Origin of the sequence: Ferruginibacter sp. SUN106, from assembly GCF_050611765.1 — a bacterium.
In the GTDB taxonomy this organism is placed as follows: Bacteria; Bacteroidota; Bacteroidia; order Chitinophagales; family Chitinophagaceae; genus Ferruginibacter.
In genome coordinates this window covers 633666-659261 of the sequence record NZ_JBODJC010000002.1, presented here as the reverse complement: position 1 = coordinate 659261, position 25596 = coordinate 633666, and the positions used below count along the sequence as shown (strand labels likewise).

26 protein-coding genes are annotated in these 25596 nt (G+C 37.8%); 15 read left to right on the top strand and 11 right to left on the bottom strand.

Annotation, left to right across the window (positions count from 1 at the left end; all coding sequences use genetic code 11):
* Positions 1 to 33: 33 nt before the first annotated feature.
* The 6 genes from gldE (at position 34) to ispG (ending at position 7575) form a co-directional block, all read left to right on the top strand.
* Complete coding sequence (gldE, locus tag ACQ334_RS08765) at positions 34 to 1377, top strand: gliding motility-associated protein GldE (RefSeq protein ID WP_430987816.1); 1344 nt, start codon at positions 34 to 36, stop codon at positions 1375 to 1377.
* 83 nt (positions 1378 to 1460) lie between these two features.
* Positions 1461 to 2141 (top strand): hypothetical protein, encoded by a 681-nt coding sequence (locus ACQ334_RS08760; protein WP_430987815.1) that lies wholly within the window; start codon positions 1461 to 1463, stop codon positions 2139 to 2141.
* An 88-nt stretch (positions 2142 to 2229) separates the two neighbouring features.
* Positions 2230 to 2820, top strand: a complete 591-nt coding sequence (locus ACQ334_RS08755) for a DUF3109 family protein (protein WP_430987814.1) — start codon at positions 2230 to 2232, stop codon at positions 2818 to 2820.
* 24 nt (positions 2821 to 2844) lie between these two features.
* Positions 2845 to 3726, top strand: coding sequence for a penicillin-binding transpeptidase domain-containing protein (locus ACQ334_RS08750; protein ID WP_430987813.1), 882 nt, complete (start codon positions 2845 to 2847; stop codon positions 3724 to 3726).
* An 84-nt stretch (positions 3727 to 3810) separates the two neighbouring features.
* A complete protein-coding gene (locus ACQ334_RS08745; RefSeq protein WP_430987812.1) occupies positions 3811 to 5490 on the top strand; it encodes a VWA domain-containing protein in 1680 nt (559 codons plus the stop codon).
* Positions 5491 to 5595: 105 nt separating this feature from the next.
* Positions 5596 to 7575 (top strand): (E)-4-hydroxy-3-methylbut-2-enyl-diphosphate synthase, encoded by a 1980-nt coding sequence (gene ispG / locus ACQ334_RS08740; RefSeq protein WP_430987811.1) that lies wholly within the window; start codon positions 5596 to 5598, stop codon positions 7573 to 7575.
* Here ispG and ACQ334_RS08735 read toward each other — a convergent pair whose 3' ends face one another.
* From ACQ334_RS08735 to ACQ334_RS08725, 3 genes are read right to left on the bottom strand one after another with little or no spacing between them, the layout of a single operon-like run.
* Positions 7576 to 7836 (bottom strand): hypothetical protein, encoded by a 261-nt coding sequence (locus ACQ334_RS08735; protein ID WP_430987810.1) that lies wholly within the window; start codon positions 7834 to 7836, stop codon positions 7576 to 7578.
* Between the two features lie 12 nt (positions 7837 to 7848).
* A complete protein-coding gene (locus ACQ334_RS08730) occupies positions 7849 to 8166 on the bottom strand; it encodes a DUF1360 domain-containing protein (protein WP_430987809.1) in 318 nt (105 codons plus the stop codon).
* Positions 8167 to 8170: 4 nt separating this feature from the next.
* Positions 8171 to 10372, bottom strand: a complete 2202-nt coding sequence (locus ACQ334_RS08725) for a hypothetical protein (RefSeq protein WP_430987808.1) — start codon at positions 10370 to 10372, stop codon at positions 8171 to 8173.
* A gap of 354 nt (positions 10373 to 10726) precedes the next feature.
* On the opposite strand from ACQ334_RS08725, the gene nadB reads away from it, so the two are divergent.
* From nadB to ACQ334_RS08710, 3 genes are all read left to right on the top strand, one after another.
* Positions 10727 to 12325: an L-aspartate oxidase gene (gene nadB, locus ACQ334_RS08720; RefSeq protein WP_430987807.1), complete on the top strand. Its 1599-nt coding sequence runs from the start codon at positions 10727 to 10729 to the stop codon at positions 12323 to 12325.
* Between the two features lie 86 nt (positions 12326 to 12411).
* Complete coding sequence (locus tag ACQ334_RS08715; protein WP_430987806.1) at positions 12412 to 13293, top strand: lysophospholipid acyltransferase family protein; 882 nt, start codon at positions 12412 to 12414, stop codon at positions 13291 to 13293.
* Positions 13294 to 13391: 98 nt separating this feature from the next.
* A complete protein-coding gene (locus tag ACQ334_RS08710) occupies positions 13392 to 14297 on the top strand; it encodes a lysophospholipid acyltransferase family protein (protein WP_430987805.1) in 906 nt (301 codons plus the stop codon).
* Here the strand turns inward: ACQ334_RS08710 and ACQ334_RS08705 are convergent.
* The 4 genes from ACQ334_RS08705 to ACQ334_RS08690 form a co-directional block, all read right to left on the bottom strand.
* A complete protein-coding gene (locus ACQ334_RS08705) occupies positions 14294 to 15697 on the bottom strand; it encodes an MBL fold metallo-hydrolase (protein WP_430987804.1) in 1404 nt (467 codons plus the stop codon). The genes ACQ334_RS08710 and ACQ334_RS08705 overlap by 4 nt on opposite strands.
* Positions 15698 to 15773: 76 nt before the next feature.
* The gene (locus ACQ334_RS08700) at positions 15774 to 16127 is read right to left on the bottom strand and encodes an ArsR/SmtB family transcription factor (RefSeq protein WP_430987803.1); all 354 of its coding nucleotides are present in this window, start codon (positions 16125 to 16127) and stop codon (positions 15774 to 15776) included.
* A 126-nt stretch (positions 16128 to 16253) separates the two neighbouring features.
* Positions 16254 to 16925, bottom strand: coding sequence for a tRNA (adenosine(37)-N6)-threonylcarbamoyltransferase complex dimerization subunit type 1 TsaB (gene tsaB / locus ACQ334_RS08695; RefSeq protein ID WP_430987802.1), 672 nt, complete (start codon positions 16923 to 16925; stop codon positions 16254 to 16256).
* Positions 16925 to 17536, bottom strand: a complete 612-nt coding sequence (locus ACQ334_RS08690) for a 3-hydroxyacyl-CoA dehydrogenase family protein (RefSeq protein ID WP_430987801.1) — start codon at positions 17534 to 17536, stop codon at positions 16925 to 16927. Before ACQ334_RS08690 ends, tsaB begins: the two co-directional genes overlap by 1 nt.
* A 69-nt stretch (positions 17537 to 17605) precedes the next feature.
* On the opposite strand from ACQ334_RS08690, the gene ACQ334_RS08685 reads away from it, so the two are divergent.
* Complete coding sequence (locus ACQ334_RS08685; RefSeq protein ID WP_430987800.1) at positions 17606 to 17986, top strand: RidA family protein; 381 nt, start codon at positions 17606 to 17608, stop codon at positions 17984 to 17986.
* 200 nt (positions 17987 to 18186) lie between these two features.
* Here the strand turns inward: ACQ334_RS08685 and ACQ334_RS08680 are convergent, their stop codons facing one another.
* Positions 18187 to 18696 carry a hypothetical protein gene (locus ACQ334_RS08680; RefSeq protein ID WP_430987799.1) on the bottom strand — a complete coding sequence of 170 codons (510 nt, stop codon included), beginning with the start codon at positions 18694 to 18696 and terminating at the stop codon, positions 18187 to 18189.
* Between the two features lie 45 nt (positions 18697 to 18741).
* Here ACQ334_RS08680 and ACQ334_RS08675 point away from each other — a divergent pair, with 45 nt between their 5' ends.
* From ACQ334_RS08675 to ACQ334_RS08665, 3 genes are all read left to right on the top strand, one after another.
* Positions 18742 to 19674 carry an NAD(P)-dependent oxidoreductase gene (locus ACQ334_RS08675; protein WP_430987798.1) on the top strand — a complete coding sequence of 311 codons (933 nt, stop codon included), beginning with the start codon at positions 18742 to 18744 and terminating at the stop codon, positions 19672 to 19674.
* An 84-nt stretch (positions 19675 to 19758) separates the two neighbouring features.
* On the top strand, positions 19759 to 20232 hold the full coding sequence (gene greA / locus ACQ334_RS08670; protein WP_430987797.1) for a transcription elongation factor GreA: 474 nt from the start codon (positions 19759 to 19761) through the stop codon (positions 20230 to 20232).
* A 247-nt stretch (positions 20233 to 20479) separates the two neighbouring features.
* Positions 20480 to 20869 (top strand): HIT family protein, encoded by a 390-nt coding sequence (locus ACQ334_RS08665; RefSeq protein WP_430987796.1) that lies wholly within the window; start codon positions 20480 to 20482, stop codon positions 20867 to 20869.
* A 120-nt stretch (positions 20870 to 20989) separates the two neighbouring features.
* Here the strand turns inward: ACQ334_RS08665 and ACQ334_RS08660 are convergent, their stop codons facing one another.
* The 3 genes from ACQ334_RS08660 to ruvC all read right to left on the bottom strand — a co-directional run bounded on the left by ACQ334_RS08660 (position 20990) and on the right by ruvC (position 23767).
* On the bottom strand, positions 20990 to 21676 hold the full coding sequence (locus tag ACQ334_RS08660) for a response regulator transcription factor (RefSeq protein WP_430987795.1): 687 nt from the start codon (positions 21674 to 21676) through the stop codon (positions 20990 to 20992).
* Between the two features lie 9 nt (positions 21677 to 21685).
* Entirely contained in the window at positions 21686 to 22957 is a 1272-nt protein-coding gene (locus tag ACQ334_RS08655) for a sensor histidine kinase (RefSeq protein ID WP_430987794.1), read from the bottom strand.
* Positions 22958 to 23194: 237 nt separating this feature from the next.
* Positions 23195 to 23767, bottom strand: a complete 573-nt coding sequence (gene ruvC, locus ACQ334_RS08650; protein WP_430987793.1) for a crossover junction endodeoxyribonuclease RuvC — start codon at positions 23765 to 23767, stop codon at positions 23195 to 23197.
* A 43-nt stretch (positions 23768 to 23810) separates the two neighbouring features.
* On the opposite strand from ruvC, the gene ACQ334_RS08645 reads away from it, so the two are divergent.
* Both ACQ334_RS08645 and ACQ334_RS08640 read left to right on the top strand, forming a co-directional pair.
* Positions 23811 to 24791, top strand: a complete 981-nt coding sequence (locus ACQ334_RS08645) for a lysylphosphatidylglycerol synthase domain-containing protein (RefSeq protein ID WP_430987792.1) — start codon at positions 23811 to 23813, stop codon at positions 24789 to 24791.
* Entirely contained in the window at positions 24788 to 25585 is a 798-nt protein-coding gene (locus ACQ334_RS08640; RefSeq protein ID WP_430987791.1) for a DUF3108 domain-containing protein, read from the top strand. The genes ACQ334_RS08645 and ACQ334_RS08640 overlap by 4 nt, the downstream gene beginning before the upstream one ends.
* Positions 25586 to 25596: the final 11 nt, after the last annotated feature.

Below are 25596 nucleotides of genomic sequence, written 5' to 3'. Positions count from 1 at the left end.
CTGCTTTGCAATTGTTTACCTAAAAATTTTATTTTGGATTATCATTCGGTCATCGGTTTCATTCCACAGTTTTCTTTGATCTTGTTGTCAATTACACTTGCAGCAAACGCTGTGCTTATTTTTTTGGTGTTTATATTACTCATCATTTCCTTTTTACTGGCAGGTTCCGAAGTGGCTTTTTTTTCACTTACATTTAAAGACATTAATATTCTTAAAACAAAGCAGCAGCCTGCTTACCGGCGCATTGTTAATTTACTGGAGCAGCCTAAAACATTACTGGCTTCAATGCTTATCACCAACAGCTTTGTAAACATTGGTATCATTTTAATCTTCAATATTTTAATTGATGGCTGGATCGGCGGATTACATTTTAGTTTTCTTTCTGCGTTCCTGATTAAAGTAGTAGCAGTTACTATTTTACTGGTATTGGTGGCAGAAGTATTACCAAAAGTTTGGGCCACTCATCATAAAATATGGTTTGCAGCTACGGCTTCTTTAATTGTAGAAATTTTCAACAGTGTTTTTTACCGCTTTGCCAAACGCATGGTAAGATGGAGTGATGGTATAGAGAAAAAATTTTCATCAGATAATACAGCGGCAATGGATAGCAGCCACCTGGACTACGCAATTGACCTGTTACCCGAACATGAAGCAACCGTAGAAGAAAAACAGATCTTAAAAGGCATCAGGAAGTTTGGCGACACCACCGTTAAACAAATAATGCGTACAAGGCTCGATGTTAGTGGTATTGATATCAACAGTAATTTTGTGGCGGCAATAAAAAAAGTAGAAGAACTTCATTATTCCCGTTTACCAGTATATAAGAATAATCTGGATGAAGTAGTAGGCATGTTGCATACCAAAGATCTGTTGCCACATTTAAACGAACCCGATAATTATGACTGGCATCAATTAATGCGCCAACCATTTTTTGTACATGAACAAAAATTGATTGAAGACCTGTTACAGGAATTCCGTAACAGGCGTAATCATTTTGCAGTAGTGGTAGATGAATTTGGTGGTACCTCCGGTATTGTAACGCTGGAAGATATTATGGAAGAAATTATCGGCGATATAAAAGACGAGTTTGATGATGAAGAAAGCGGCAATAAAAAAATAGACGACTTTACCTATATTTTTGAAGGCAAGACAATGATAAACGATGTGTGTAAAGCACTAAGCCTCCCTATTGACACTTTTGAAAATGTAAGAGGCGATAGTGATTCACTGGCGGGCCTGGTTTTGGAAATAGCAGGTGAGTTTCCCCAGGTAAATGAAGAAGTGGTAAGCGGTGATTTTACGTTTATACCATTAGAGATCAATAAAAACAGGATTGATAAAGTGAAATTGCTTATCAGACAATCAGAAAAAAATTAATACGGAAATATTCAATGCTCAATATTCAATATTCAATATTCAAGTTGAAAAATACTTTTTACCTGTTACTTGTTACTTGTTACTTGCTACTTCTATCTTGCAACTCTACTTACACCTCAAAGAAAAAAGGGTATTTCAAAGTAGATTTTCCTGAAAGAAAATATGTCACTTTTCAGCAGGAAGGATTTCCTTATACGTTTGAATATCCGGATTATGCTGCCATCATTAAAGACAGTACTTTCTTCGACAGCAATCCCGAAAACCCTTACTGGATCAATATCGATTTTCCGCAATTTGGCGGCAGGGTGTTTTTAAGTTATAAGATAATAGGCGGTAAAGCCGTATACAAACTAAAGCAGGCCAATGGATCATATAAAGATTCAACAGGCATAAACAGGTTCGACAATATGGTAAGCGATGCCTATAACCTTACTAATAAAAACCAGGCCATTACCAATTCCATTAAAGACAGTGTAATGCATACACCTAATGGTGTTACCGGCATATTTTTTAAAGTAGGTGGTAACGCAGCAACTGCCAAACAGTTTTTTCTAAGCGACACTACTAAAAATTTTCTTCGTGGGGCCTTGTATTTTGATGTTACACCAAATGCAGATTCTTTAAGGCCTGTACAGGATTTTCTGCAAAAAGATATTGAACATATGATCAATACTTTCAGATGGACAGATAAAAATAATCCCTCCGAAAAACTACCTTCTCCTGTTTTTAACAGCACCAAACCGGAAATGAAAAAAAGTAACTAAAAACCGTTTGTTTAAACTTCCCAGGCTTTGCCGGATACCGGCTGTTTTATCTATATTTTATTACCCTCTTTGTTTTACCTTTGCCGCCATGATTGCAATAGATAATATATTAGTCAGCGACCAGGTTGTGAAAGAACAATTTGTTTGCGACCTCAGTAAATGTAAAGGCGCTTGCTGCGTTGACGGAGATGCCGGTGCCCCGCTGGAAAAAGCAGAGCTGGAAAAGATCAACGAAGTATTTGATGCGGTACTGCCGTATTTAAATGAAGAAAGCAAAAGCGAAATTGCACGCCAGGGGCGTTATGTGTACGACAGGGAATATGGATGGGTTACGCCTACCATCAACAGCAAAGTATGTGTGTATGGCATTAAGGATAAACAAGGCGTTGTAAAATGTGGTATTGAGCAGGCTTATCTTGATGGTAAAGTACAATGGAAAAAACCTATCAGCTGTCATTTATTTCCTGTAATTACAAAGGAAAGTAAACGCAGCGAAAATATATATGTTAATTACGAACCCAGGGAAGATAATTGTAAAGCTGCCTGCAGCCTTGGTAAAAAATTAAAAGTACCGGTATATGTTTTTTTAAAAGAATCATTGGTACGCAAATTCGGCCAGGAGTTTTATGATGCACTTGATGCTACTGCAAAACATTTAAACAAAACCGCAAATCCTTAAAAGGGCCACCTACATTTTTTTATTATGAAGAGTTTTTTGATGATCAGATCATTCCGTATTTCCAGTGGCCAATTGCCCATTGTCAACTGCTTATTGCCCATTGCCTGTTGCTTATTACTCATTACTTCCTGCTCCGTTAACAAAGCAAAAGTTGATAACAGCCTGAAAAAATATTTTGATGATAATAAAGTAGACGGTTGTTTTACTTTATTGAATAATGTGGACGGAAAAATAACAGTGTATAATATGGCACTGGATACACAACGTTTTACACCAGCTTCTACCTTCAAAATTGTAAACTCATTAATTGGCTTGCAAACCGGTGTAATTACCAATGATACCATGATGATAAAGTGGGATGGTAAGGTGCGGATCTTTCCCGGAGGCGATACGGCAAAGGACTGGAATAAAGATATGGGTATGACGGAAGCTTTTAAGGTAAGCTGCGTACCTTATTACCAGGAAGTGGCAAGAAGAATTGGAAGAGATACCATGCAGGCGTGGATTGATAGCGTTGGTTATGGCAATAAAAACATAAGTGGCCCCATAGACTCTTTCTGGCTGAATAATACGTTGAAAATTTCACCTGATGAACAACTGGGTTTAATGAAGCGTTTATACTTTGAATTATTGCCATTTAGAAAAAGTACCCATGAAATGGTAAAGGAAGTAATGTTACAGGAAGATAATACGGCATACAAATTGAGTTATAAAACCGGTTGGGGATTTGATGAACAAAAAAATAACATTGGTTGGCAGGTGGGTTGGATTGAAGAAAACAGGCATGTGTACTTTTTTGTAACATTTGTAAAAGCAGGCCCGGGTAATGTTGATATGCGGACGATACGAAAAAATATTACTACAGGGATATTGAAGCAATTGGGCTTTTTTGAGGGAAAGAAATAAGTATATTATGCCAATGTGCCGCTTATAATTGATTTTACTTTTTAACAATTTGCATAAACACACATTTGCTAATTTGCATACCTCATGTTTAAATTTCAGCATAACGAATATTTACTGGCATTAGCAGCAATACCCATCCTGGCCTTGTTGTACTTTCTTGTGCTGCGCTGGAAAAAGAAAACCATTAAAAAAATTGGCGACGAACGGTTGGTGAAAGAGATGATCAAAAATTATTCTCCGCAACGCTTTGCTATAAAATTTATTTTAATTACCACTGCCTTTGCATCAGGAGCATTTGCATTGGCTAACCTGCGCTCTCCAAAGGGATCGGAAAAAGTAAGCCGCAATGGCATTGATGTGATGATTGCATTGGATGTAAGTAAAAGCATGCTGGCACAGGACGTAAAACCCACAAGGTTAGACAGGGCAAAACAGGCATTAGGTAAACTGATCGATAAACTGAGCAACGACAGGATCGGTATTGTTGTTTTTGCAGGAAAAGCCTATTTGCAAATGCCACTCACCGGCGATCATGGCGCTGCAAAAATGTACCTGTCATCTGCTACTCCGGATGTTGTACCTACACAAGGTACTGTGATTGCAGATGCATTAAAAATGTGTTACAGTTCTTTTAATACCAAAGAAAAAAAATACAAATCAGTTATTTTGATCAGTGATGGAGAAGATCATGATGAAGAAGCTGCAAAAGTGGCAACACAAATGGCTAATGAAGGAGTAATTATCAATACAATTGGTATTGGCTCGCCTGAAGGAGCACCCATTATTGATGCAGCTACTAATGAAACTAAAAAAGATAATGAAGGAAATACAGTAATTACAAAACTGAATGAAGCGGAATTAAAAACGATAGCCGAAAAAGGCAATGGCATTTATCAGTTGTACAGTAATACAGATGATGTAGTGGCGAAACTGGATGCACAATTAAGTAATATGGATCAACGAACAGTTACTGAAGATTCGTTGGTCAATTACAAAAGTTTTTTTCAATATTTTTTATTGTTGTCTCTGTTGCTATTAGTTATTGAAATGTTGGTATCTGAAAGAGTTAATAGCGAAAAAAGAAAAAAAGTGCCCGTGAAATTGGCCGCTTTATTGCTTATTGCTTTTTTTCAATTACCCGTTGCTGCATCTGCCCAGGATGAAAAGGCAATTATAAAAAAAGGTAATGAAGCGTACAAGAAAAATGAATTTGATAAAGCCACAGAGCAATACCAGAAAGTAACTACAAAAACTCCGGCTAATGCCACAGCACAATATAATTTAGGGAATGCCTTATATAAAAACAGCAAAACTGATGAAGCAGTAAGTGCTTACGATAATGCTGCTACTAATTTATCTGATAAAGCAGAAAAATCAAAAGCATTATATAATAAGGGAGTAGTGTTACAGAACAATAAAAAATTGCCCGAATGTGTTACGGCCTACAAAGAAGCATTAAAATTAAATCCGCAGGATGATGATGCCAGGCAGAACTTACAAAAAGCTTTACAACAAATAAAACAACAACAGCAGAAAGATAATAAAGACCAGAAAAAACCGAAAGACGATCAAAAGAAAAAGGAAGACCAGAAGAAGAAAGAGGATGAAAAAAAACAACAACAGCCTCAGCAGCAGCAACCTAAAATAACAAAGAAGGATGCAGAGGAAAAATTAAAGGCTTTATTGCAGCAGGAAAAAAATCTGCAGGATAAATTACAGAAAGTTAATACCGCTTCGCCCAATAAACCGGAGAAAGACTGGTAGTTACAAGGTCTGACACCCCGTCTGACCTTGTTGCGCAAATCCATGATCAGACGAGGACGTCAGATCATGCAAACAAACCCACCATTTTATTGTTATTTTTGCACCATGCAATTTTATACCGAATCACTCACATCCTACAAGCGACTTAAAACAAGAGAAGTTAAGGTGGGTAATCTTTTGTTGGGTAATAATCACCCTATACGCATTCAAACCATGACCACTACTGACACCATGGATACCATGGCTACGGTGGAACAATCGATACGTTGTATTGAAGCCGGAGCAGAGCTGGTACGCATAACAGCACCTTCTAAAAAAGAAGCAGAGAACTTACAAAATATAAAAGACGAACTAAGAAGGAGAGGATATGATACGCCATTAGTGGCTGATATTCACTTTACACCTAATGCTGCGGAAATTGCTGCTACGATTGTTGAGAAGGTAAGGGTGAACCCGGGTAATTATGTAGATAAGAAAAAATTTGAGCAGATTGAATATACCGATGCAGAATATGCCGAAGAGATTGAAAGGATAAGAGAACGTTTTACGCCACTGGTGTTAATTTGTAAAACACATGGTACTGCTATGCGTATTGGTACCAATCATGGCAGTTTAAGCGACAGGATCATGAGCCGCTATGGTGATACGGCTGTTGGCATGGTGGAAAGTGCGATGGAATTTTTGCGTATTGCAAGAAGCGAAGATTACCACCAGATCATTTTAAGTATGAAGAGCAGTAATCCGCAGGTGATGGTACAGGCATACCGCTTACTGATCACTCATATGATGGAAGAATTTGGTGAATGTTACCCCTTGCACTTAGGCGTTACCGAAGCAGGTGATGGTGAAGATGGAAGAATAAAATCTGCCATTGGTATTGGAACTTTGTTGGAAGATGGTATTGGTGATACAATAAGAGTGTCGTTAACAGAGGATCCGGAATTGGAAATACCGGTTTGTAAAGATATAGTGAGCCGCTACCAGGGTAATGTACAAACCAGTACCAATGAGCCTACCATGAATAAATTACAATACTCTCCGTTTGAATATAAAAGAAGAGAAACGATTGAAGTATCTAATGTTGGTAAAAAACATGTGCCGGTTGTAATTGCTGATTATATGCTTGCTGAAACAATTGTTCACCAGGACTTACAGGCAATTGGTTATACTTATAATGAAGTTACGGATAAATGGAGCATAGGAGATGCTGCGGCTGATCTTATTTATACTTCAAATAAACTCATTGACTTTGCCTTACCGGGAACTTTAAAAGTGTTGTGCGATTATAAAACCTGGTTAACTGTTGCTGATAAACAAACATATTTCCCGGTATTCCAGGAAGAAGAATATGCAGCTGCAACAGAAAAATCAACTATAATAAATTTTATTGCTTTAGATACTGCCAAAGAAAATACAGCCCTGGTAAAAAAAATTAAAACTGATAATACAGCTGTGCTCTGTTTATATTCCTCTGCAAAAAACAGCATGCAATCAGTAAGAGCGTTTGTAAACAGTTTGATGGAACAGCAAATTAAAACACCGGTAATTTTATCAGTGGAAAGTCATCACACCTCTATTGACGAACAACTGATACATTTTGCTACAGAAAGCGGCGCTTTGTTTTTAGATGGGATGGGAGATGGTATCTGGCTGATGAATGACCCTGAAAAACTGGTAAATCAGAAAGTAACCGGCAGAACTTATTTAGAAACAAAGAGCAATCACCAGTTCATTAACAATACTTCTTTTTCTATTCTGCAAGCGGTACGTACAAGAATTTCCAAAACAGAATATATCAGTTGCCCGAGTTGTGGCAGAACATTATTCGATCTGCAGGAAACCACCGCAAAGATCCGTGCAGTAACCAATCATTTAAAAGGGGTAAAGATTGCAATAATGGGCTGTATTGTAAATGGCCCCGGCGAAATGGCCGATGCAGATTTTGGATATGTAGGCAGTGGTGTAGGCAAGATCACTTTGTACAAAGGCAAAGAAGTGGTAAAAAGAAATATCGACAGCGCCATTGCAGTAGATGAGCTGATCAATTTATTAAAAGAGAACGAAGCCTGGGTGGAAACTGTATAGTTACCGTATTGTTTTTAAAACTGATACTGACATCAATGATGCAGCATCCCTGTAATCTACCAGTTGTATGTCTCCCGGTTTTGAAAAACGATAACTTTTCCCACTCACACTCCCTCTTACTGATAAGGCCGTTTTACCTGTGTATTTAAAATTTACTTCAGGCCATATTTTGTCTCCCTCCTTTGCAGTATTTGCTTTGTTACTTAAGTGAAAAGATTGTTGAGAAGCCAATGCTCCTCTTTTGTTTCCGCAGTTGCACATAATTTAAATTTTTTAATCTTCTTTATAATCAGGAATATTTTCTTCCTTATTTTTTTTATTGGTAGTAGCCTGTTCCAGTAGGCAAGCTGCTCCCGAAAATGCCCACCAGTATAATAATTTTTCCCACCAGTCATTTCCTGTTACTATCCCAAACGGAAAAGCAACCCACACGCTTACACAATAAAAGCAATCGAGCAGGCTTCCGAAGAAACCTGCCCCTGCTTTTTTTCTGAGTAAGAATATAATATCAAATGGGCCGTCTTCTTTACTCAATAAATGAGTGATGCGCCAGGTTACAAGTGATATCATTAAGAAACTGAACCAGTGCATATACTTAGTGTTTAAGTGCAAATGCCATTACTTTACCATCGTCATATCCAATACGGCCCCATCCATCGGTTGCAGTACCATACACCGACAGCGATTCTGCAAATGCACCTTCATCGCAAGCCCCCAGTAAAACACTTACATGTTTGTTGGTATCAAAGCGGTCAATAGCTCCCCCTGTATATATATATGGCTCTACTGAAACAGCTCCATTATCAAAAACGCTAACCGGAGGATTGTTGCCAACGGTTCCGTTTACACTATGTACAGTTCCGGAACTTCCTTTAGTAATAGTAAAACTAAAAAATGCATGATCGTTTGGATGACTGGCTGTAAATCCTATATGTGCAACATCAGTTGCTTTATCAAAATAGGTTATCATGCCGCAAGGCCCTGCAAATTGCAAACCTACCTTTGTTTCATCTATTTTAGCAGTAGTAGGATTGTTGTCTACATTTATTACCATTTTAAAACCTAGTAATTTACCTCCGCCATCAAGCAAGCGGTTAATTGCAGGTGCTGCTACAAAATTAATAGTACTGTTTCCAAACGGAGCAGGCTGTAAAGCACTGGGTACCTGCAAGTCTATACCCAGGTCAGTAAGGTTTACCCTTACACCAGCAGCATTAAAAAATTCCATCTTGATATAATACATGCCTGCCAGTACCGGAGCTAGTTTACCGGTATTGAAAAATGCTGTTGCTGTATCATTCCTGGCATCTGATGCCTGGTGATTCCAGGGCTCATTGGTTACCGGCTGCCTTGCAGTTTGAATTTCAAACAGATCATTATTTGCAAAACCGGTTTTAGGGCCAAGATTATATACAGGTGAACTTAAACTAAGATCAGGATTGGTATGTATATAATGCCTGTCTACGCTATCATTCATAACAAACCAGCCGGCATCGGGATTGCTGCTGTCGTAATTATCTACATTAATATACGACCAGCGGTAAAATTTAATACCTGAAGGTATCAGTTGTTCTCCAAAGTAAACATGCGGTTCCACACTTCCGCCAAATGGCCCAAAGTTAGTGTACCCATAACCGAGATCAGGTGCCAGACCCTGGTTGGTACCGGCGCTTTGTTGTACACGGTTTACGTTTACATTATTGCCTAATGTGGAAACGATAACTACTTTACCGGGAACTGTTGGGTCACCGGGGCAATGAATCCTTTCATCATGTAAGTAAATATCTACCTCAGTACCACAAACATAATCCCAGTAGGTATTGCAGTGTATTGGCGGATTGTATATGGTTGTCCATACGCCATTAATATTATATTCCACCCAGAAATACAGATCAGGGCGATCGCCAAAACAATTGTAATAAATATTCCTGTCGAACCATCCCTGTTCATTGGTTAAGATGGTGGTTATTTCGTCGCAGCTATACCACCACCACCAGTAAATTGGAATCCAGTAACACCACCATGGATAAAGCAACTGATAATTGGCTACCAGGTATTCTCTTATTAAGTGTACAGACTCAGTATGCAGAATAGCAATATTCTGTTGTGGTAAAGCCGTAGCTGATGCAGCAGTATCACTTGTCATCCGGCTCTTTAATCCGGCTACCATCATCTCCATATTTTCAGGCATCATCCTGCCTTCCATGTTAAGCTCAACCGGGCCCGGACCAACTGGAATGTGTGGCGGCCTTTCAATAATTTCCGGGTGCAGGATGCTGTCCTTAATACGAAGTATGGCTTCATCAGGTAATCTTCTTAACCAAAGCCATATCGGGTCTACTTCACACACGTGCACTTTGGCATGGTACACCGGTTGGTAAGTACCATGACAGTAATTAAATACCCGGCCTCTTACCCTGCAGGTGCAATAGCACCAGTATTTCCAGATGGCTACCGGTACATCCGGAAGAATAATAGTTTGTGCCGGTTTATCAGGAAGTACCGGCTCATAAGTAACTCTTTTATCCAGCATAGCCGCAGCGGTACTGATGCCGGTTTTTCTTTCTTTACTTAATTGAGGATTTACAGGTGCCAGTACCAGTCTGCTGGCTTTTAATTCTTCGGGAGATACTGCAAAGGAAAATTTTCCTTTCTGTACCGCTACAGATTGAATAATGATGCCGTTTCTTGAAAGTAAATGAGCTTCATAAAAAATATCCACCGGCAGACAATGGATTTTTATGTCGGAAGCTTCAAATGCAATCTCAAAATTTATTACTTTTTCATTTGTTGCCATGATTATATTTTTAAAGTGTTAAAAAAATTTTTTCTGTTTCATGTTTTGCATGGCGCTGCCCTGCGAAATTGAGTTCGCTTTTTTTTGAACAACGGTTTTAATAGCCCGATAAAAAGTTCTTCTAAGATTTTAGATTTGCCGGATTGGAGCGGTTAAGAGGGTATAATTACAAATAATGAAACAGGATGTAAACCTACCCACTAAATTTACTCCCGGCAATACCCTAATGTGGTAAATTTTTAATTTAGGATTGAAGAACTTTATTACTATTTTATCTGTTAATTTTGATGAAGACAATTGAAACAAAATTCACTAACAGAACAAGATAATTTAGCCCGGCGGCACTCTTATATTATGCAAACAGATTTTCTGGTAATTGGCAGTGGCATTGCAGGATTAACCTATGCCCTAAAAGTAGCACAGGATTGCCCGGATAAGAAAGTAACCATTCTTACCAAAACACAAAGTGATGAAACCAATACCAAGTATGCGCAAGGTGGTATTGCAGGCGTAATGGATTTTGATAAAGACAGTTTTGATAAACATATTGAAGATACATTGATTGCAGGCGATGGTTTATGTAACCGGCACATTGTAGAGATTGTAGTTAAAGAAGGTGTTGAAAGAATACAGGAACTGATAGGATGGGGAGCGCAATTTGATAAAGAACCCGATGGCGATTTTAAATTAGGTAAAGAAGGCGGTCATAGTGAATTCAGGATTTTACATCACAAAGATGTAACAGGTAAAGAAATGGAAAGAGCTTTGCTGGAGGCAATAAAAAGAAAACCGAATATCGAACTCATCAGTCATTGTTTTGTACTGGATATTATTACACAACATCATCTTGGTTACCTGATTACAAAATCTACTCCGGATATTGAATGTTATGGTGTGTATGTGTTGAATCTTGCTACAAATAAGATTGAGAAAATTCTCTCTAAAATTACTTTGCTTGCTACAGGTGGCAACGGACAGGTATACAGAACAACAACTAATCCTTCCATTGCAACAGGCGATGGTGTGGCAATGGTGTACAGGGCAAAAGGAAGAATTGAAAATATGGAGTTTATTCAGTTTCATCCTACAGCGTTGTATGAGCCGGGTGTACGTGGGCAAAGTTTTTTAATTACAGAAGCTGTTCGTGGTGATGGCGGCATATTACGCAATCATAACGGCGAAGCATTTATGGAACGCTATGATGAAAGAAAAGACCTGGCGCCCCGTGATATTGTTGCCCGTGCTATTGATAACGAAATGAAAGTAGCAGGTACTGAAAATGTTTTTTTAGATTGCCGTCATTTCTCTAAAGAAAAATTTGTAGAGCACTTTCCTAATATTTATGACAAATGTTTGAGCATTGGAATAGATATTACCAAACATCTAATTCCTGTTGCACCAGCGGCACATTACAGTTGTGGGGGTATTAAAACCGATGAGTGGGGCCGGACATCGATCAATAACTTATATGCTGCCGGGGAATGTGCCAGTACCGGCTTACATGGTGCTAACCGTTTAGCCAGCAATTCGCTTTTAGAAGCTATGGTGTTTGCTCACCGTGCCTACCAGGATGCCGTAAAAAATATTAATGCTGCTCAGTACAATCAAAGCTTGCCCGATTGGAAAGTTGATGGCACTTCATCACCAAAAGAAATGATACTTATAACACAAAGTGTAAAAGAATTAAAATTATTGATGAGTGATTATGTAGGTATTGTTAGAAACAATGAACGTTTGCAGAGAGCCATGAAACGTTTGGATCTTTTATTTGCAGAAACAGAAGACCTCTATAAAAAAACTATCGTATCTCCTCAGCTATGTGAATTGAGAAATATGATCACCGTAGCATTTTTAATTGTAAAAAGTGCTGAGTTCAGGCACGAAAGCAGGGGCTTGCATTTTAACACTGACTACCCCAACAAAACCGAAATGATACAGAACATAGTTTTGTAAAATTTTTGTAACAAACATGGTAGTTCTGCCGAACATCGTTGCGTTACATACGTGTACTGCATAACTTTGCTGAACAATTACATTAGATGTATTATTTAGTTTACCCGTTCATGTATTTGATTTCACTTTTACCTTTCCCCGTTTTATATGGGATAAGTAATTTCTTCGCATACCTGTTAAATCATGTTATTAAATACAGAAAGGACATTGTACTCGATAATCTGAAGATTGCTTTTCCTGGTAAAACAGAAGAGGAAAGGAAAAAGATCGCTGCACAGTTTTATCAATACTTTGCCGATTCATTTATAGAAACCGTAAAGTTTTTATCGATCTCTAAAAAGCAAATGCTGAAACGAACCAGCGGTACTTATGAGGTTATCAATACATTATTGAGTGAAGGAAAAAGTATCAACCTGCTTTGCGGTCACCAGTTTAACTGGGAGTATGCCAATCTTTTATATTCTTCCGAATTAAAAGTGCCATTTGTAACAGTGTACTTACCAGTAAAAAATAAAGTGTTCAATAAGATCATGTTTAAAATACGAACACGGTTTAATGCCATACTGGTTAGCCCGGCTGAATTTGGTAGTAAGCTGCATCATGTATTCAACAGCCAGCATGCATTGGTATTAGCGGCAGACCAGTCTCCGGCAACACCTAAATCAGGCTATTGGATAAATTTCTTCAACAGGCCCACTTCATTTTTAATCGGGCCGGAAAAAAGTGCTGTCAGAAAAAAAGCGGCTGTAGTTTTTGTGGGGTTTAAAAGAGTAAAAAGAGGCTATTACCATTTTGAATCGGTATTACTTACAGCTGATGCTTCGCAAACAGATAAACGTGGACAGCTCACGTGCCTGTACAGGGACGCATTGCAAAAAGCTATTTCTGATGATCCTGCCAATTACCTGTGGAGCCACCGCCGCTTTAAATTTGAATGGCAGCCGGAGTATGGTAATGTATTAGGCTGATTTTTGGAGTGGTTGTTTTATAGGGTAATGCTTTTGTTTACTTAAAACTAAACCCTATCTTCACCATTTTACAACCGCTTGCATCCTAAACACCAACCATGTATTATATTGTTTTCCCTTTATTGTACCTGATTTCTTTATTGCCTTTTTTTGTTTTGTATTTACTCAGCGATTTTGCCTGCTTCTTATTAGCCCATGTATTTAAATATCGCAGGGCAGTAGTATTGAAAAATTTAAAAATTGCCTTCCCCGAAAAAACAGCAGCAGAACGAAATGCCATTGCCAAACAATTTTACAAATACTTTACCGATACCTTTATTGAAAGCCTGAAATTTATTTCCATCTCTAAAAAACAATTATTAAAAAGAAGTACCGGCTCTTTTGAACTGATCAATGAATTGATAGATAAAGGCTATAACATTAATATTATGGCCGGTCACCAGTTTAACTGGGAGTATGCCAATTTACTGTATGCCATTAATTTAAAAATTCCTTTTGTGGGAGTGTACATGCCTATAAAGAATAAAATTTTTGGAAAAATATTTTACGATATCCGTAGCCGCTATGGCACAGTTTTAATAAGCGCCAGCGATTTTAAAAACGAAAGGCATGATGTTTTTAAAAAACAATACATGCTGGCACTGGCTGCAGACCAAAACCCGGGCAACCCAATGGGTGCTTACTGGCTTAATTTTTTTGGCAGGCCTGTACCATTTGTAACCGGTCCCGAAAAAGGAGCAGTGCTGAATAATGCTGCTGTAGTATACGTTGGTTTTAAAAAAGTAAAAAGAGGCTGTTATAATTTTACCACTACTTTATTAACCGAACAAAGTGCCGGCACATCAACCGGTGAACTTACCTGTTTGTACCGTGATGTGTTAGAGAAAACAATACAGGAAGATCCTGCCAATTATTTATGGAGCCACCGAAGGTTTAAATTTGAGTGGAAGGAAGAGTATAAAGATTTGTGGGTGGATGAAAAATCATCTGCACCCATCTCCTAATTCAACACACTGGCATCTTTCTCCACCGTAATACCTTTCTCTTCTTTTATTTTACCCCAGCCACCCATTACATTTCTAAGGTTGTGAACGCCCTGGCGTTTAATTAAAGAAGAAGCGATAACACTTCTGTAACCACCGGCACAATGAATGTATAAATTCTGGTTGTCTTCAAAGTTGGCAATAGTGGCAACGTCTGTCATTTCATTTAAAGGAATGTTTTGTGCACCTTTTACATGGCCATCAGCAAATTCAGTTTCTCTTCGTACATCTACTACAACTAAATGGTCATCATGCGGAATATCCATCGCCAGTTCATCAGCTTCTATGTTGATGATCATGTCCACTTTTTCACCCGCTGCCTGCCAGGCGTCAAAGCTGCCTTTTAAGTAACCCTGCATTTTATCAAAACCTACTCTTGCCAAACGAATTACAGTATCTTCTTCCATACCCGGTTCTGTAACCAGTATCATAGGTTTATCAAAAGGTAATAAGCTGCCTGCCCATTCGGCAAAACGGCCTTCTAGACCAATAAAAATACTGCCGGGTACAAAGCCCTGTGTAAAAATATCAGCGTGGCGGGTATCCAACACCAATACATCTTCACTCATTAATTTTTTAAAAGCTGCAATACTTAAAGGGGTAAGGCCTTTTTCTTTTACTGCATCTAAACTATCGTAACCTTTCATATTTATTTCTGCATTTACGGCAAAGTATTTCGGTGCCTCTGTTAGGCCTTCTGTTACGGCTTTAATAAATGCCTCTTTGGTTTGAGGTTGTAAAGCGTAATTATTTTGTTTTTCTTCGGCAATGGTGCTGAAAGTATTAGGTCCTAAATTTTTTCCGCAGCTGCTGCCTGCACCATGTGCAGGATAAACAATGATATCATCCGCCAATGGTAAAATTTTATTTTGAATAGTATCGTACATAATACCTGCCAGCTCATCACTGCTCATATCGCCACTGCTTAAATCGGGTCGGCCTACATCTCCCACAAATAAAGTATCGCCGGTAAAGATGGCGTGTGGTTTATCATTTTCATCTCTTAATAAATAACAGGTGCTTTCAATAGTATGCCCTGGCGTATGCAAAATTTCAAAACTAATTTTGCCCAGTTTAAATATTTCTCCGTCTTTACTATTGTAGATCTTAAAATTGGTTTTTGCACCAGGGCCATAAATAATTGGTGCGCCGGTTTGTTTACTCAAGTCTAAATGACCACTCACAAAATCAGCATGAAAATGTGTTTCAAAAATATATTTGATGCCGGCGTTCCTTTCTTTAGCTAACAGGATATATTCTTCTGTATCTCTCAACGGATCAATGATAGCCACTTCTCCTTCACTTTCAATATAGTATGCTGCTTCACTAAGGCAGCCGGTATATAATTGCTTAATAAACATAAAATAGAATTTACACAAAGGTAAAAATAAAAAGCGTCCCGTCATTGACGGGACGCTTTATGATACTTAAAAAAAATTAACCAACAAGTTGCTTAACAAAAGTATCTATTTCTTCAATCCGCTTAAAATTTACTGCATAGTAAATAAATTTACCATCACGCTGTGTAGAAACAATACCGGCTTTCCTTAGTATAGCCAGGTGTTGTGATGCTACGGATTGCTCCAGGCGCAAACGAACATAAATTTCGGTAACAGTAATCTTTTTTTCTTCTTCAATCAACTTCAGCAATTGCTGGCGAAGTTTGTGGTTTAATGCTCTTAAAACAAGGGCGGCTTTTTTCAGCGCATGATAATCCACATGAATAGAAGACTCGGACGAGGGTTTGGAAGTCGAAATAGCCGACTCCGCTGATTGGGTTGCAACCATCATAAGACTTAAATTTTAATTATGCTTGAACAATATTTGAACGACCAAATATACAAATAATTGTTTATGCAACTATATTTAAAACATATTTTATCTAAAAAAATGCCTTTTACAGTTAATTATAAACTTTTATATTTTGTCCTGGAACTCCTTAAGATAGAATGGTTCGGTATAAGCAAGATTGGCAAATGCCTGCTTTTGAAAGTAGTTATCTGACAGGTGAGCCATGGCATTGATGACGTTTGAAACAACTGCAAATGAAGCGTTTGAATGCTTGCAGACGGCTTGCCATTTAGCTGCACCTGAGCCGAAGAAAACGATTGGATTTTGCTGCAATTGATCAGTAAAAGAATCTTCATTCAGTACCATTGCACAGGGTTGTAAAGCAGATGTTAATGTTTGTGTATAGAGTGCAGTAAACACCTCCATTCGCCTTGCATCTATCATAGGGCAATATAAAATGCTTGTTGCAACATTGATTTCCTGTATTGCTGCAACAGTTAAAACCTCTAAAGTGTTGAGGGCAATTAATGGTTTGTTTAATGCATAACATAAACCTTTTGCACTGGACATACCTACTCTTAACCCTGTATACGAACCGGGGCCTGCAGTTACGGCAATAGCATCAACATCGTTTAATGACAGGGCAGCAGATTGCAGCAATTGCTGTATGGCAACCTGTACAAATGATGCATGGTCTTTTTGTGATACATTTTGTAATGATTGTAAAACAATACCATCACGGGCAAAATTTACCTGTGCTGTTTCTGTTGCAGTATCAATATTTAGTATAAGGCTCATTAATTATTTTGTGTTGCTGCCAGTAATGCCGGTGCTGGTTTATAGCGACTATCTGACAAACTTAATTTTTGTAAAAGTGTAAAAATATTTTTGATACCCATCTTCTCCGCCCATTCAAATGGTCCGTAAGGATAATTAGTACCCAGCTTCATTGCAATATCAATTTCGTTTGTAGTACTTACATCCTCACCCAATGCAAAATAAGCTTCGTTAATTATCATGGCAATAATTTTTGCAGCCACAAGCCCGGGTTTATCTTTAACTGGTATTATTTTTTTACTGATCTTCTCAGCAATGGTTTTAATATTGTCATCAACTATTCCTGCAATTTCCCAAACGGGCCTTTGCATAAAACCTTGCCATCCATTTATCCGCAATACATTTACAGGTGTATTCAATTCCTGCAAAGTGGTAATAACACTGTTGATGAAAACAGGGGTTGCTGTTATAGTAAAATCATACACTGCATTTTGCTGTAACATAAAAAAAGCAGCGGCATCAGTATAATGATCAAAAGAAAAATTTTCTCCTGCTCTTATCCATTCAACAGCAGTATTACCCGCAATCAATGCGTTCCATTGTTCATCATCTGCCAGGGCTACAATCTTCATCAATTATTTTTTGCAAAAATAGGTGGTTACAAAAAGATATATTTGCATTTCGACTAAATAAAATCAGCAATGGCAAAAGAAATCATTAATACCGACAATGCACCGGCACCAATTGGCCCTTATAACCAGGCCGTATTAACCGGTAATTTACTTTTTATATCAGGACAGGTAGCTTTAAAACCTGGCACCGGCGAACTGGCGATGGCAGATATCATTGAAGAAACCCACCAGGTAATGCAGAATTTAAAAGCAATTTTAACTGAAGCTTCAATGGATTTTGGCAATGTGGTAAAAACCACCATCTTTTTAAGCGATATGAATTTATTTGGCCAGGTAAATGAAATTTATGGCAAATATTTCAGCGGCGATTTTCCTGCAAGAGAAACCGTTGCTGTAAAAACATTGCCTAAAAATGTGAATGTGGAGATCAGTATGATTGCGGCGAGGTAGTTGCTTTATAAAGGGCAAAGTCATTAAGATAGGAAAATGTTCAACACTCAATGTGCAATGGTAAATGAAAATGCATTTCTTTTAGGATCAACTACTCAGCTGAAAAATCAAGGTATTGCTGTATGCGTTTCTATTGAGCATTGAGTGTTGAACATTGATTATTGAGCATTTCTTTTTAGCTCTTTAATTTACCACACTGCTTACAACTCAGGCAAATTATTGATGGTGCATTGTACCACAGGCCTTTCTCCCTTTGGAACCAATACAATAATATTTGTTTTAAGGGTTTCGCCGTTGCGGAAAATATAACCAGCTTTTACTGCTTTGGTAATTTCTTTTCCATTTTCCTGCACTTTTGCATTGAGGTAAAAATCCCTGGCTTTTACAGAGCCGCTCTTTGCAGTTAATCTTTTGCCATTGGCATTGGTGCAATTAAAACCGGCAATAAGACTGGAGTTTTCAGAAGAAAGTATGGAAGTCTTTTCGGCATATATTTTTGTACAGCCACTTTTATTGGTAGCATACAAAGTAATTTCAAAACGTCCGTACTCTTCATCTTTTACACTTTTGGTTTGTTCGTTCTTTATATAATAGCCGTATTCAATGCCATCTACCGTTTCGGGCTTTTTTTCTTCCAGGTCGGCCATTTGGGCAAAGGATTGTATACTGCAGAACAATACGACAATTAAAAAAGAAATTTTAGTAAACATAAATGAGGTTTAATTTTACAGGTAAGATAAAAACTATTTAGCAGAATGGATACTGAAAAACTGGTTATTATAACCGCCAAAGTACATCAATACCTTATAGATACTTTAGAAGCGAAAGCATTTAAAGTGCACTATCTTCCTGAGATAACTTATGAAGAATTAAGCACTCTTATTGGCGGAGCAGAAGGATTAATTGTTACCACAAGATTAGCCATTGATAAAAATATTTTAGATAAAGCCGGTAAATTAAAATGGATCGGCAGATTAGGTAGCGGTATGGAATTAATTGATGTAGCATACGCCAGGGCAAAAGGCATACAATGCGAAAGCAGTCCGGAAGGTAACCGTAATGCAGTTGCTGAACATGCCTTAGGTATGTTACTGGGCTTATTAAATAAGATCAACAGTAGTTTTGAAGAAATTAAAAAAGGCGAGTGGATACGTGATGCTAACCGTGGTACTGAACTAACCGGTAAAACGGTGGGTATTATTGGCTATGGAAATACCGGCAGCAGTTTTGCAAAATTGCTGGCACCATTTGATGTAACGGTGCTGGCTTACGATAAATATAAATTTGGTTTTGCCAAAGGATACATTAAAGAAGCTAACCCCGAGCAGATTGCCCGTTATGCAGATGTGATCAGTTTTCATCTGCCATTAACCGAAGAAACCCATCATATTGCCAACGATGCTTTTTTTAACAGCTTGCAGCAAAAGCCCGTGGTAATCAACACCTGCAGAGGTAAAGTGGTAGATACTAACGCTTTAATAACGGCATTACAACAGCATAAAATTGCAGCAGCAGCATTAGATGTATTGGAGAATGAGAAGCTAAAAACATTATCTGGTACACAAAAGGAACAATTAGATTTCCTTGTGAACCAACCCAATGTAATTATAACACCACATATTGCCGGTTACAGTCACGAGGCGTTTTATAAAATGAGCGCTGTTATACTGGAAAAATTAGGTATTTAAAAATTTCACTACTTTTGCAGTATATGCAACGCCTTAGGCAATCTGGGGCGTTGTATTTTTTTTCTCTTTACTAAAAGAATTTTTATGAGCGCAACGAATTATGTTAAGAAAGATACTTTTGAAAAAATGAAGGAAGAACTTCATTTGATGAAAAGTGTAGACAGGCCTGCTGCCAGTAAAGCTATTGCTGAAGCACGTGAAAAAGGTGACTTAAAAGAAAACGCCGAATATGATGCTGCAAAAGAAGCCCAGGGTATGCTGGAAGCAAAAATAAAATACCTGGAAGGGGTAATTGCCACTGCACGTATACTGGATGAAACCAATATTGATACCAGCAAAGTGAGCATTCTTACCAAAGTAACATTAACCAATTTAGGTACTAAAAAACAGGTTACGTACCAGATCGTTTCAGAAAAAGAAGCTGATTTAAAACTGGGTAAAATTTCTGTTACTTCACCTATTGGTAAAGGCTTGTTAGGAAAAGTAATTGGTGATGTGGTTGATGTGGTGGTACCGGCAGGAACTTTAAAATTTAAAATTGAAGGGATATCGATTTAATTTTTTGATGTAAATTTTTTAACCCATTTGCTGATCAGTGAATGGGTTTTTTCTTTCTGGTTTTACCAGGTCGGTCACCTCTTTAAGGTGGCTCACCTCGTAAAAATCTAAATAAGGTGACCATTCTGCAAACCCCGGTGGAATCTTTTCAATAAATTGTCTCTCTCTGCAAAACACCGGGTGAGCCACCTTATTGAAGTGACCCACCCTAATAATTTTCTATTGTATCTTTAATAAAATAAATTGTATGACCATCTTCTCTAAAATAATTGCCGGACAAATTCCCTGTTATAAAATTGCAGAGAACGAAAAGTTCTTTGCGTTTTTAGATATTGAACCATTGGTTAAAGGACATGTATTGGTGGTGCCAAAAGTAGAAGTAGATAAATTATTTGATATGCCGGATGATTATCTTGCCGGCATGCTGGTGTTTGCCAAACCTATTGCACATGCCATTGAAAAATCATTTGATTGCAACCGTTGTGGTATAAGCGTAGTAGGATTGGAAGTGCCCCATGCACACGTACACCTGCTGCCAATTAATTCTGCCAACGATTTGAATTTTACAAAGGGAAAAACAAAAACTACTCCCGAAGAATTAAAAGCAGTACAAGAAAAAATAGTAAGCAACCTTTAAGGCTTTGCCTTAAAAAACTTTGCCACAGATCTCACAGATTACACAAATTATAGAAAACTAAATTGTATTTTCTGTGTAATTTGTGCAATCTGTGGCAAAAGAAAAGCTGCGTAGCAGCCTTTAATTTATTTGTAACCTGAATCCCACACCATGTATAGTTTCCAGGGCAATGTTTGGATCAGGTTTTAAATATTTACGCAGTTTGGTAATGAACACATCCATACTTCTGCCCAAAAAATAATCATCTTTGCCCCACACATTCAGCAGCAGCTCTTCTCTTTTTAAAATTTTATTAAGGTGCGTAACAAAAAACTTCAGCAGGTCAGCTTCACGTTGCGTGAGAGATGTGATTACTGTATCGCTGTAAATTTTTAATTCGTCATAAGAAAATCGTAGCGTGCCCAATCTATATTCTTCTACTGCGTCAGATTTTAATTTTTTGGTGCGACGTAAAAAAACATCCATTCGCATAATAAGCTCCTGCATGCTGAAGGGCTTGGTGATATAATCATCAGCACCAGTCTGAAAACCTTTTATCTTATCTTCTTCCAGGCTTTTAGCGGTTAAAAATATCACAGGAATCACATCGCTTTGCTGCCTTATTTTTTTTGCTAAAGAAAAACCATCCCTTACCGGCATATTAATATCCAGCAAACAAATATCAAAGGAAGCCTTCTGAAATTTTTGCCAGGCAGCTTCTCCATCTGCACAATGGATCACTTCAAAGCCTGCATCCTGCAAGCCATCTTTAATAACAAAGCTTAAAGAAAGATCATCTTCGGCTAATAAAACTTTTGCTTTGCTCATGATACAAATTTAAGAAGTTGCAATTTTTATGGTGAAAATGCTACCGTTGCCCGGCATACTTTTTACGTCAATTTTTCCGCCGTGTGCATCAATCACTTTCTTAACAAAATTCAGGCCTAATCCAAAACCCTTCGCCGTATGCAGCTCGCCTTCAGTAACCCTGAAGAAGCGGTCGAATATTTTTTTCTGGTGTTCTTCCTTTATGCCAATGCCATTATCTTTTATAGCAATGCAACAATCCTTTCCTTCTGTGTAAGTAGAAATAAGAATTTTAGGATCAGTAGAATATTTGATGGCATTTTCTACCAGGTTGATGAAAGCAAGCAGCATATAATATTTATCTGCAGTAACCATATTGCCGTTGTGTGAAAACGAGGTTTCAATAGTCGCATTTTTTTGTTCTATCAACGGATGGAGATCTGTAATGGCCTGTTGTAATAAAGCAGTGATGTCAAATTTTTCTTTTTCCAACGGTACTTTATTACTGTCGGTATAAGCAATTTCTAAAAGCCTTTGTGTTTGCGCCTGCAGGTGAGTAGTTTGCTCATCAATGATGGCAGCATAGTTTTTTAATTTCTCTGGCTTATCTGCAATATTAGGTTGTTGTAAAACTTCGGCAGCTATTTTAATAACGGCTAAAGGGGTTTTAAATTCATGCGTAAAATTATTGACAAAATCTTTTTGTGTTTCGTTTAAAAATTTTTGCCGGTACAAATAAAAAATACTGGCTCCAAAAGCAATTAATACCAGTAACAACAACCCACCGGATCCCATCCAGAAATACATCTGCTTTAAAATATATTCTCCCCGGTGAGGAAAAAATAATGCCACATAAGAATAATCTCTTTTTAAAACAGGAATAGCAGTACTTTCTTTGGGGGCATGATATGCATCAGGCAAATCAATGTATTGCTCATTGGTAAAAGCATTTTTTTCGTGGCTGTAGATAGCGGCTTCACAATCGGTGTATACATCAAAATCGGTAAGCTCGGCTTTAAGATTCAGCCAAAGGCTATCTAAATAAGGGTTACAATCAATTCTTAATAAATACAGGTCAGGATTTGGATTCTCCACTACTTTCTGCACATTGTCTGAAACATCGTTTACCATTTGCATATCTCTATACAAACCACGAATGCTTTTTGAAACATTGATGTTAAATTGTTTCTCTTCGTATTTATATACTTTTTGCAGCCAGAATAATTGCACTGCAATAATAATAGTAACCAGTACCGTACTGATTAAAATTACAAACCGCAATGTTTTTGAACGGATGACCATGCTTACGAAGTTACGGGTTAAAAAAAGTTACGGGTTAAATATGTTGTAGGTTAACAGATCGTTTGCGAATTTTCAGAAGTATCATTTAAAACAAAACAGTTTGCCGGAGTTACGGGTTTCGGGTTACGTGTTAATTGATTGTTTGCGAATTGTTATAGGCGTAATTCTTCGCTAACAATCAAAAACTAAACAAACCCGTAACTCGTAACCTTTTAAAATAAATCCGTAACAAAAAACCTACAGCTTTTTAACCCTCCCCGGATTCTGCGCTATAAATGCATCCCATCCCTTTACCTTTTTATTTGCTGTTGCTGCTACTGGTAACCTGTTTTGAAAATGATGACAAACGGCTACAGCTAAAGCATCGGTGGCATCAAAATGTTTAGGATCATCTTTAAATTGTAAGATCTGCTGCAGCATTTTCATCACCTGCTCTTTACCTGCATTTCCATTTCCGGTAACGGATTGTTTTACTTTTTTAGGAGAGTATTCTGTTACATCCAGGCCATGGCGCATGGCAGCAGCAATAGCCACACCTTGTGCCCTGCCCAGCTTAAGCATACTCTGTACGTTCTTGCCAAAGAAAGGTGCTTCAATAGCAAAAGTATCGGGCTGGTATTTGGTGATCAATCCACTGACTGTATTAAATATCAGTTGCAGTTTTTTATAGGTGTCTTTTATTTTTCCCGGTTGTAATACACCCATATCCAGCAAGGTGATGGTATTGCCTTCTACTTTAATTAAGCCATAGCCCATAATTATTGTGCCGGGGTCAATTCCTAAAATGATGGAGGGCTTTGTCTTTGGCACACTAAAAATTTTTTGGGTTTGATAATTGAACTAACATTGCGTATTGAACAAAAGTATCAAAATATTAGTCAACTATTTTTTAGGGCCGGTGTTATTAATTGTACTCTGCATCAGCCTGTACAAACAGTTGATGCAACAACACGACCTGGAGCAGCGCTGGCAGCAGGTGCAACAAAGCTGGCAAAGCTGGAAGTTTGGAGCGGTAGTTTTATTGATGCTGGTGAACTGGGGTATTGAAGCCAGGAAATGGCAATTACTGGTATTGCATGTACAGCAATTTTCTTTTGCCAGAGCATTTAAATCAGTGTTATCCGGTTGCAGTATTACCATGCTTACACCCAACCGCATTGGCGAATACGGCGGCAGGATATTGTTTATAAAAGAGGAACATCGTATCAAAGCGATATCGCTGAATATTGTCAGCAGCATCAGCCAGTTACTGGTAACCATGATAATGGGCTGTGCCGGATTGATTTTTTTAAGGTTTTTTTCACATACCAATCGCAACGCTTTAAGTGTTTTACCTGACTTTTGGGGCAACGTACTGATCTATTTTAGTATCACAGGTACGGTATTGCTCTTTTTATTTTATATCAGGTTAGGCTGGCTGGTAAGCTTAATGGAAAAATTAACAGCATTTAATAAAATTGTAAGGCATATTAAAGTGCTGGATGAATTTTCGGCAAGCCAATTGCTTAGGATACTGTCATTGTCGCTATTGCGGTATCTTACTTTTGTGTTGCAGTATATTTTGTTGCTGCAGGTAATGCAGGTGAATATAGATGCAGGATTGAGTTTTTGGCTGATAACAGTTTTTTACCTGGTAATGGCTGTAGCGCCTACCATTGGTTTTTTAGAATTACCGGTAAGGGCAAAAGCCAGTATGGAGCTGATGAAATTATACAGTACCAATACTTTGGGGATAGAAACAGCGGCATTATCGATATGGTTAATTAATTTAGTGATACCTGCAATAATTGGCAGTTTGTTAATTTTAGGCATTAAAATAGTAAAAGAAAAATGATACGTTACGCTAAGTGCAGTTTACTGGTTTTAGGTTTAGTTTGTTTGAGTTTTAAACCTTATGATGAATTTTGTGGCATCAGGAATACTGCTTTTAAAGCGGATGAAGTGGTAACGATGAAAGTTTTTTACAGTGCCATGGGTGCTTATATTGGTGCAGGCGAAGCTACTTTTTCCACTACGCTGGAAAGATTTAACGGCAAGCCGGTGTACCATTGTGTAGGTGAAGGAAAGACCTATTCTTTTTTCGATAATTTTTTTAAAGTAAGAGACCGCTACGAAAGTTATATTGATACTACTAATTTAACGCCGTACAAATTTATCCGTAATGTAGACGAAGGCGGTTATAAAAAATACAATAACGTAACGTTTAACCAGGGGGCTGGTACTGCAGTAAGCACCAATGGGGTATTTAAAGTTACCAATTGTATACAGGATGTGGTGAGTGCAGTATATTACGCACGTAATATCGACTTTAGTAAATATAAAGTGGATGATAAAATCCCCTTTGATATGTTTTTGGATGATGAAGTCTATCATTTATACATCCGCTATTTAGGAAAAGAAAAAATTAAAACCCGTTACGGGAAATTTAATGCGATAAAATTCAAGCCGCTGTTGATTAAAGGAACCATTTTTGAAGGTGGTGAAAAAATGAATGCCTGGGTGAGTGATGATCCTAATCATTTATTACTAAGGGTAGAAAGCCCGATTGCAGTGGGCAGCGTTAAGGTGGATATGATGGGGTATAGAAATTTACGTTATCCTTTAACCTCACTTATTAGTGTGAAGTAAGTTAGTAGTAC

Excerpts from the sequence above, each read along its gene's own strand:
- ACQ334_RS08655 (WP_430987794.1), bottom strand. The coding sequence starts at position 22,957 with ATGGTCATCCGTTCAAAAACATTGCGGTTTGTAATTTTAATCAGTACG.
- ACQ334_RS08685 (WP_430987800.1), top strand. The coding sequence starts at position 17,606 with ATGGCAAAAGAAATCATTAATACCGACAATGCACCGGCACCAATTGGC.
- ispG (WP_430987811.1), top strand. The coding sequence starts at position 5,596 with ATGCAATTTTATACCGAATCACTCACATCCTACAAGCGACTTAAAACA.
- ACQ334_RS08710 (WP_430987805.1), top strand. The coding sequence starts at position 13,392 with ATGTATTATATTGTTTTCCCTTTATTGTACCTGATTTCTTTATTGCCT.
- ACQ334_RS08700 (WP_430987803.1), bottom strand. The coding sequence starts at position 16,127 with ATGATGGTTGCAACCCAATCAGCGGAGTCGGCTATTTCGACTTCCAAA.
- ACQ334_RS08680 (WP_430987799.1), bottom strand. The coding sequence starts at position 18,696 with ATGTTTACTAAAATTTCTTTTTTAATTGTCGTATTGTTCTGCAGTATA.
- ACQ334_RS08675 (WP_430987798.1), top strand. The coding sequence starts at position 18,742 with ATGGATACTGAAAAACTGGTTATTATAACCGCCAAAGTACATCAATAC.
- ACQ334_RS08705 (WP_430987804.1), bottom strand. The coding sequence starts at position 15,697 with ATGTTTATTAAGCAATTATATACCGGCTGCCTTAGTGAAGCAGCATAC.
- ACQ334_RS08715 (WP_430987806.1), top strand. The coding sequence starts at position 12,412 with ATGTATTATTTAGTTTACCCGTTCATGTATTTGATTTCACTTTTACCT.
- nadB (WP_430987807.1), top strand. The coding sequence starts at position 10,727 with ATGCAAACAGATTTTCTGGTAATTGGCAGTGGCATTGCAGGATTAACC.
- greA (WP_430987797.1), top strand. The coding sequence starts at position 19,759 with ATGAGCGCAACGAATTATGTTAAGAAAGATACTTTTGAAAAAATGAAG.
- ACQ334_RS08730 (WP_430987809.1), bottom strand. The coding sequence starts at position 8,166 with ATGCACTGGTTCAGTTTCTTAATGATATCACTTGTAACCTGGCGCATC.
- ACQ334_RS08665 (WP_430987796.1), top strand. The coding sequence starts at position 20,480 with ATGACCATCTTCTCTAAAATAATTGCCGGACAAATTCCCTGTTATAAA.
- ACQ334_RS08745 (WP_430987812.1), top strand. The coding sequence starts at position 3,811 with ATGTTTAAATTTCAGCATAACGAATATTTACTGGCATTAGCAGCAATA.
- ACQ334_RS08725 (WP_430987808.1), bottom strand. The coding sequence starts at position 10,372 with ATGGCAACAAATGAAAAAGTAATAAATTTTGAGATTGCATTTGAAGCT.
- tsaB (WP_430987802.1), bottom strand. The coding sequence starts at position 16,925 with ATGAGCCTTATACTAAATATTGATACTGCAACAGAAACAGCACAGGTA.
- ACQ334_RS08755 (WP_430987814.1), top strand. The coding sequence starts at position 2,230 with ATGATTGCAATAGATAATATATTAGTCAGCGACCAGGTTGTGAAAGAA.
- ACQ334_RS08640 (WP_430987791.1), top strand. The coding sequence starts at position 24,788 with ATGATACGTTACGCTAAGTGCAGTTTACTGGTTTTAGGTTTAGTTTGT.
- ACQ334_RS08750 (WP_430987813.1), top strand. The coding sequence starts at position 2,845 with ATGAAGAGTTTTTTGATGATCAGATCATTCCGTATTTCCAGTGGCCAA.
- ACQ334_RS08735 (WP_430987810.1), bottom strand. The coding sequence starts at position 7,836 with ATGTGCAACTGCGGAAACAAAAGAGGAGCATTGGCTTCTCAACAATCT.
- ACQ334_RS08660 (WP_430987795.1), bottom strand. The coding sequence starts at position 21,676 with ATGAGCAAAGCAAAAGTTTTATTAGCCGAAGATGATCTTTCTTTAAGC.
- ACQ334_RS08690 (WP_430987801.1), bottom strand. The coding sequence starts at position 17,536 with ATGAAGATTGTAGCCCTGGCAGATGATGAACAATGGAACGCATTGATT.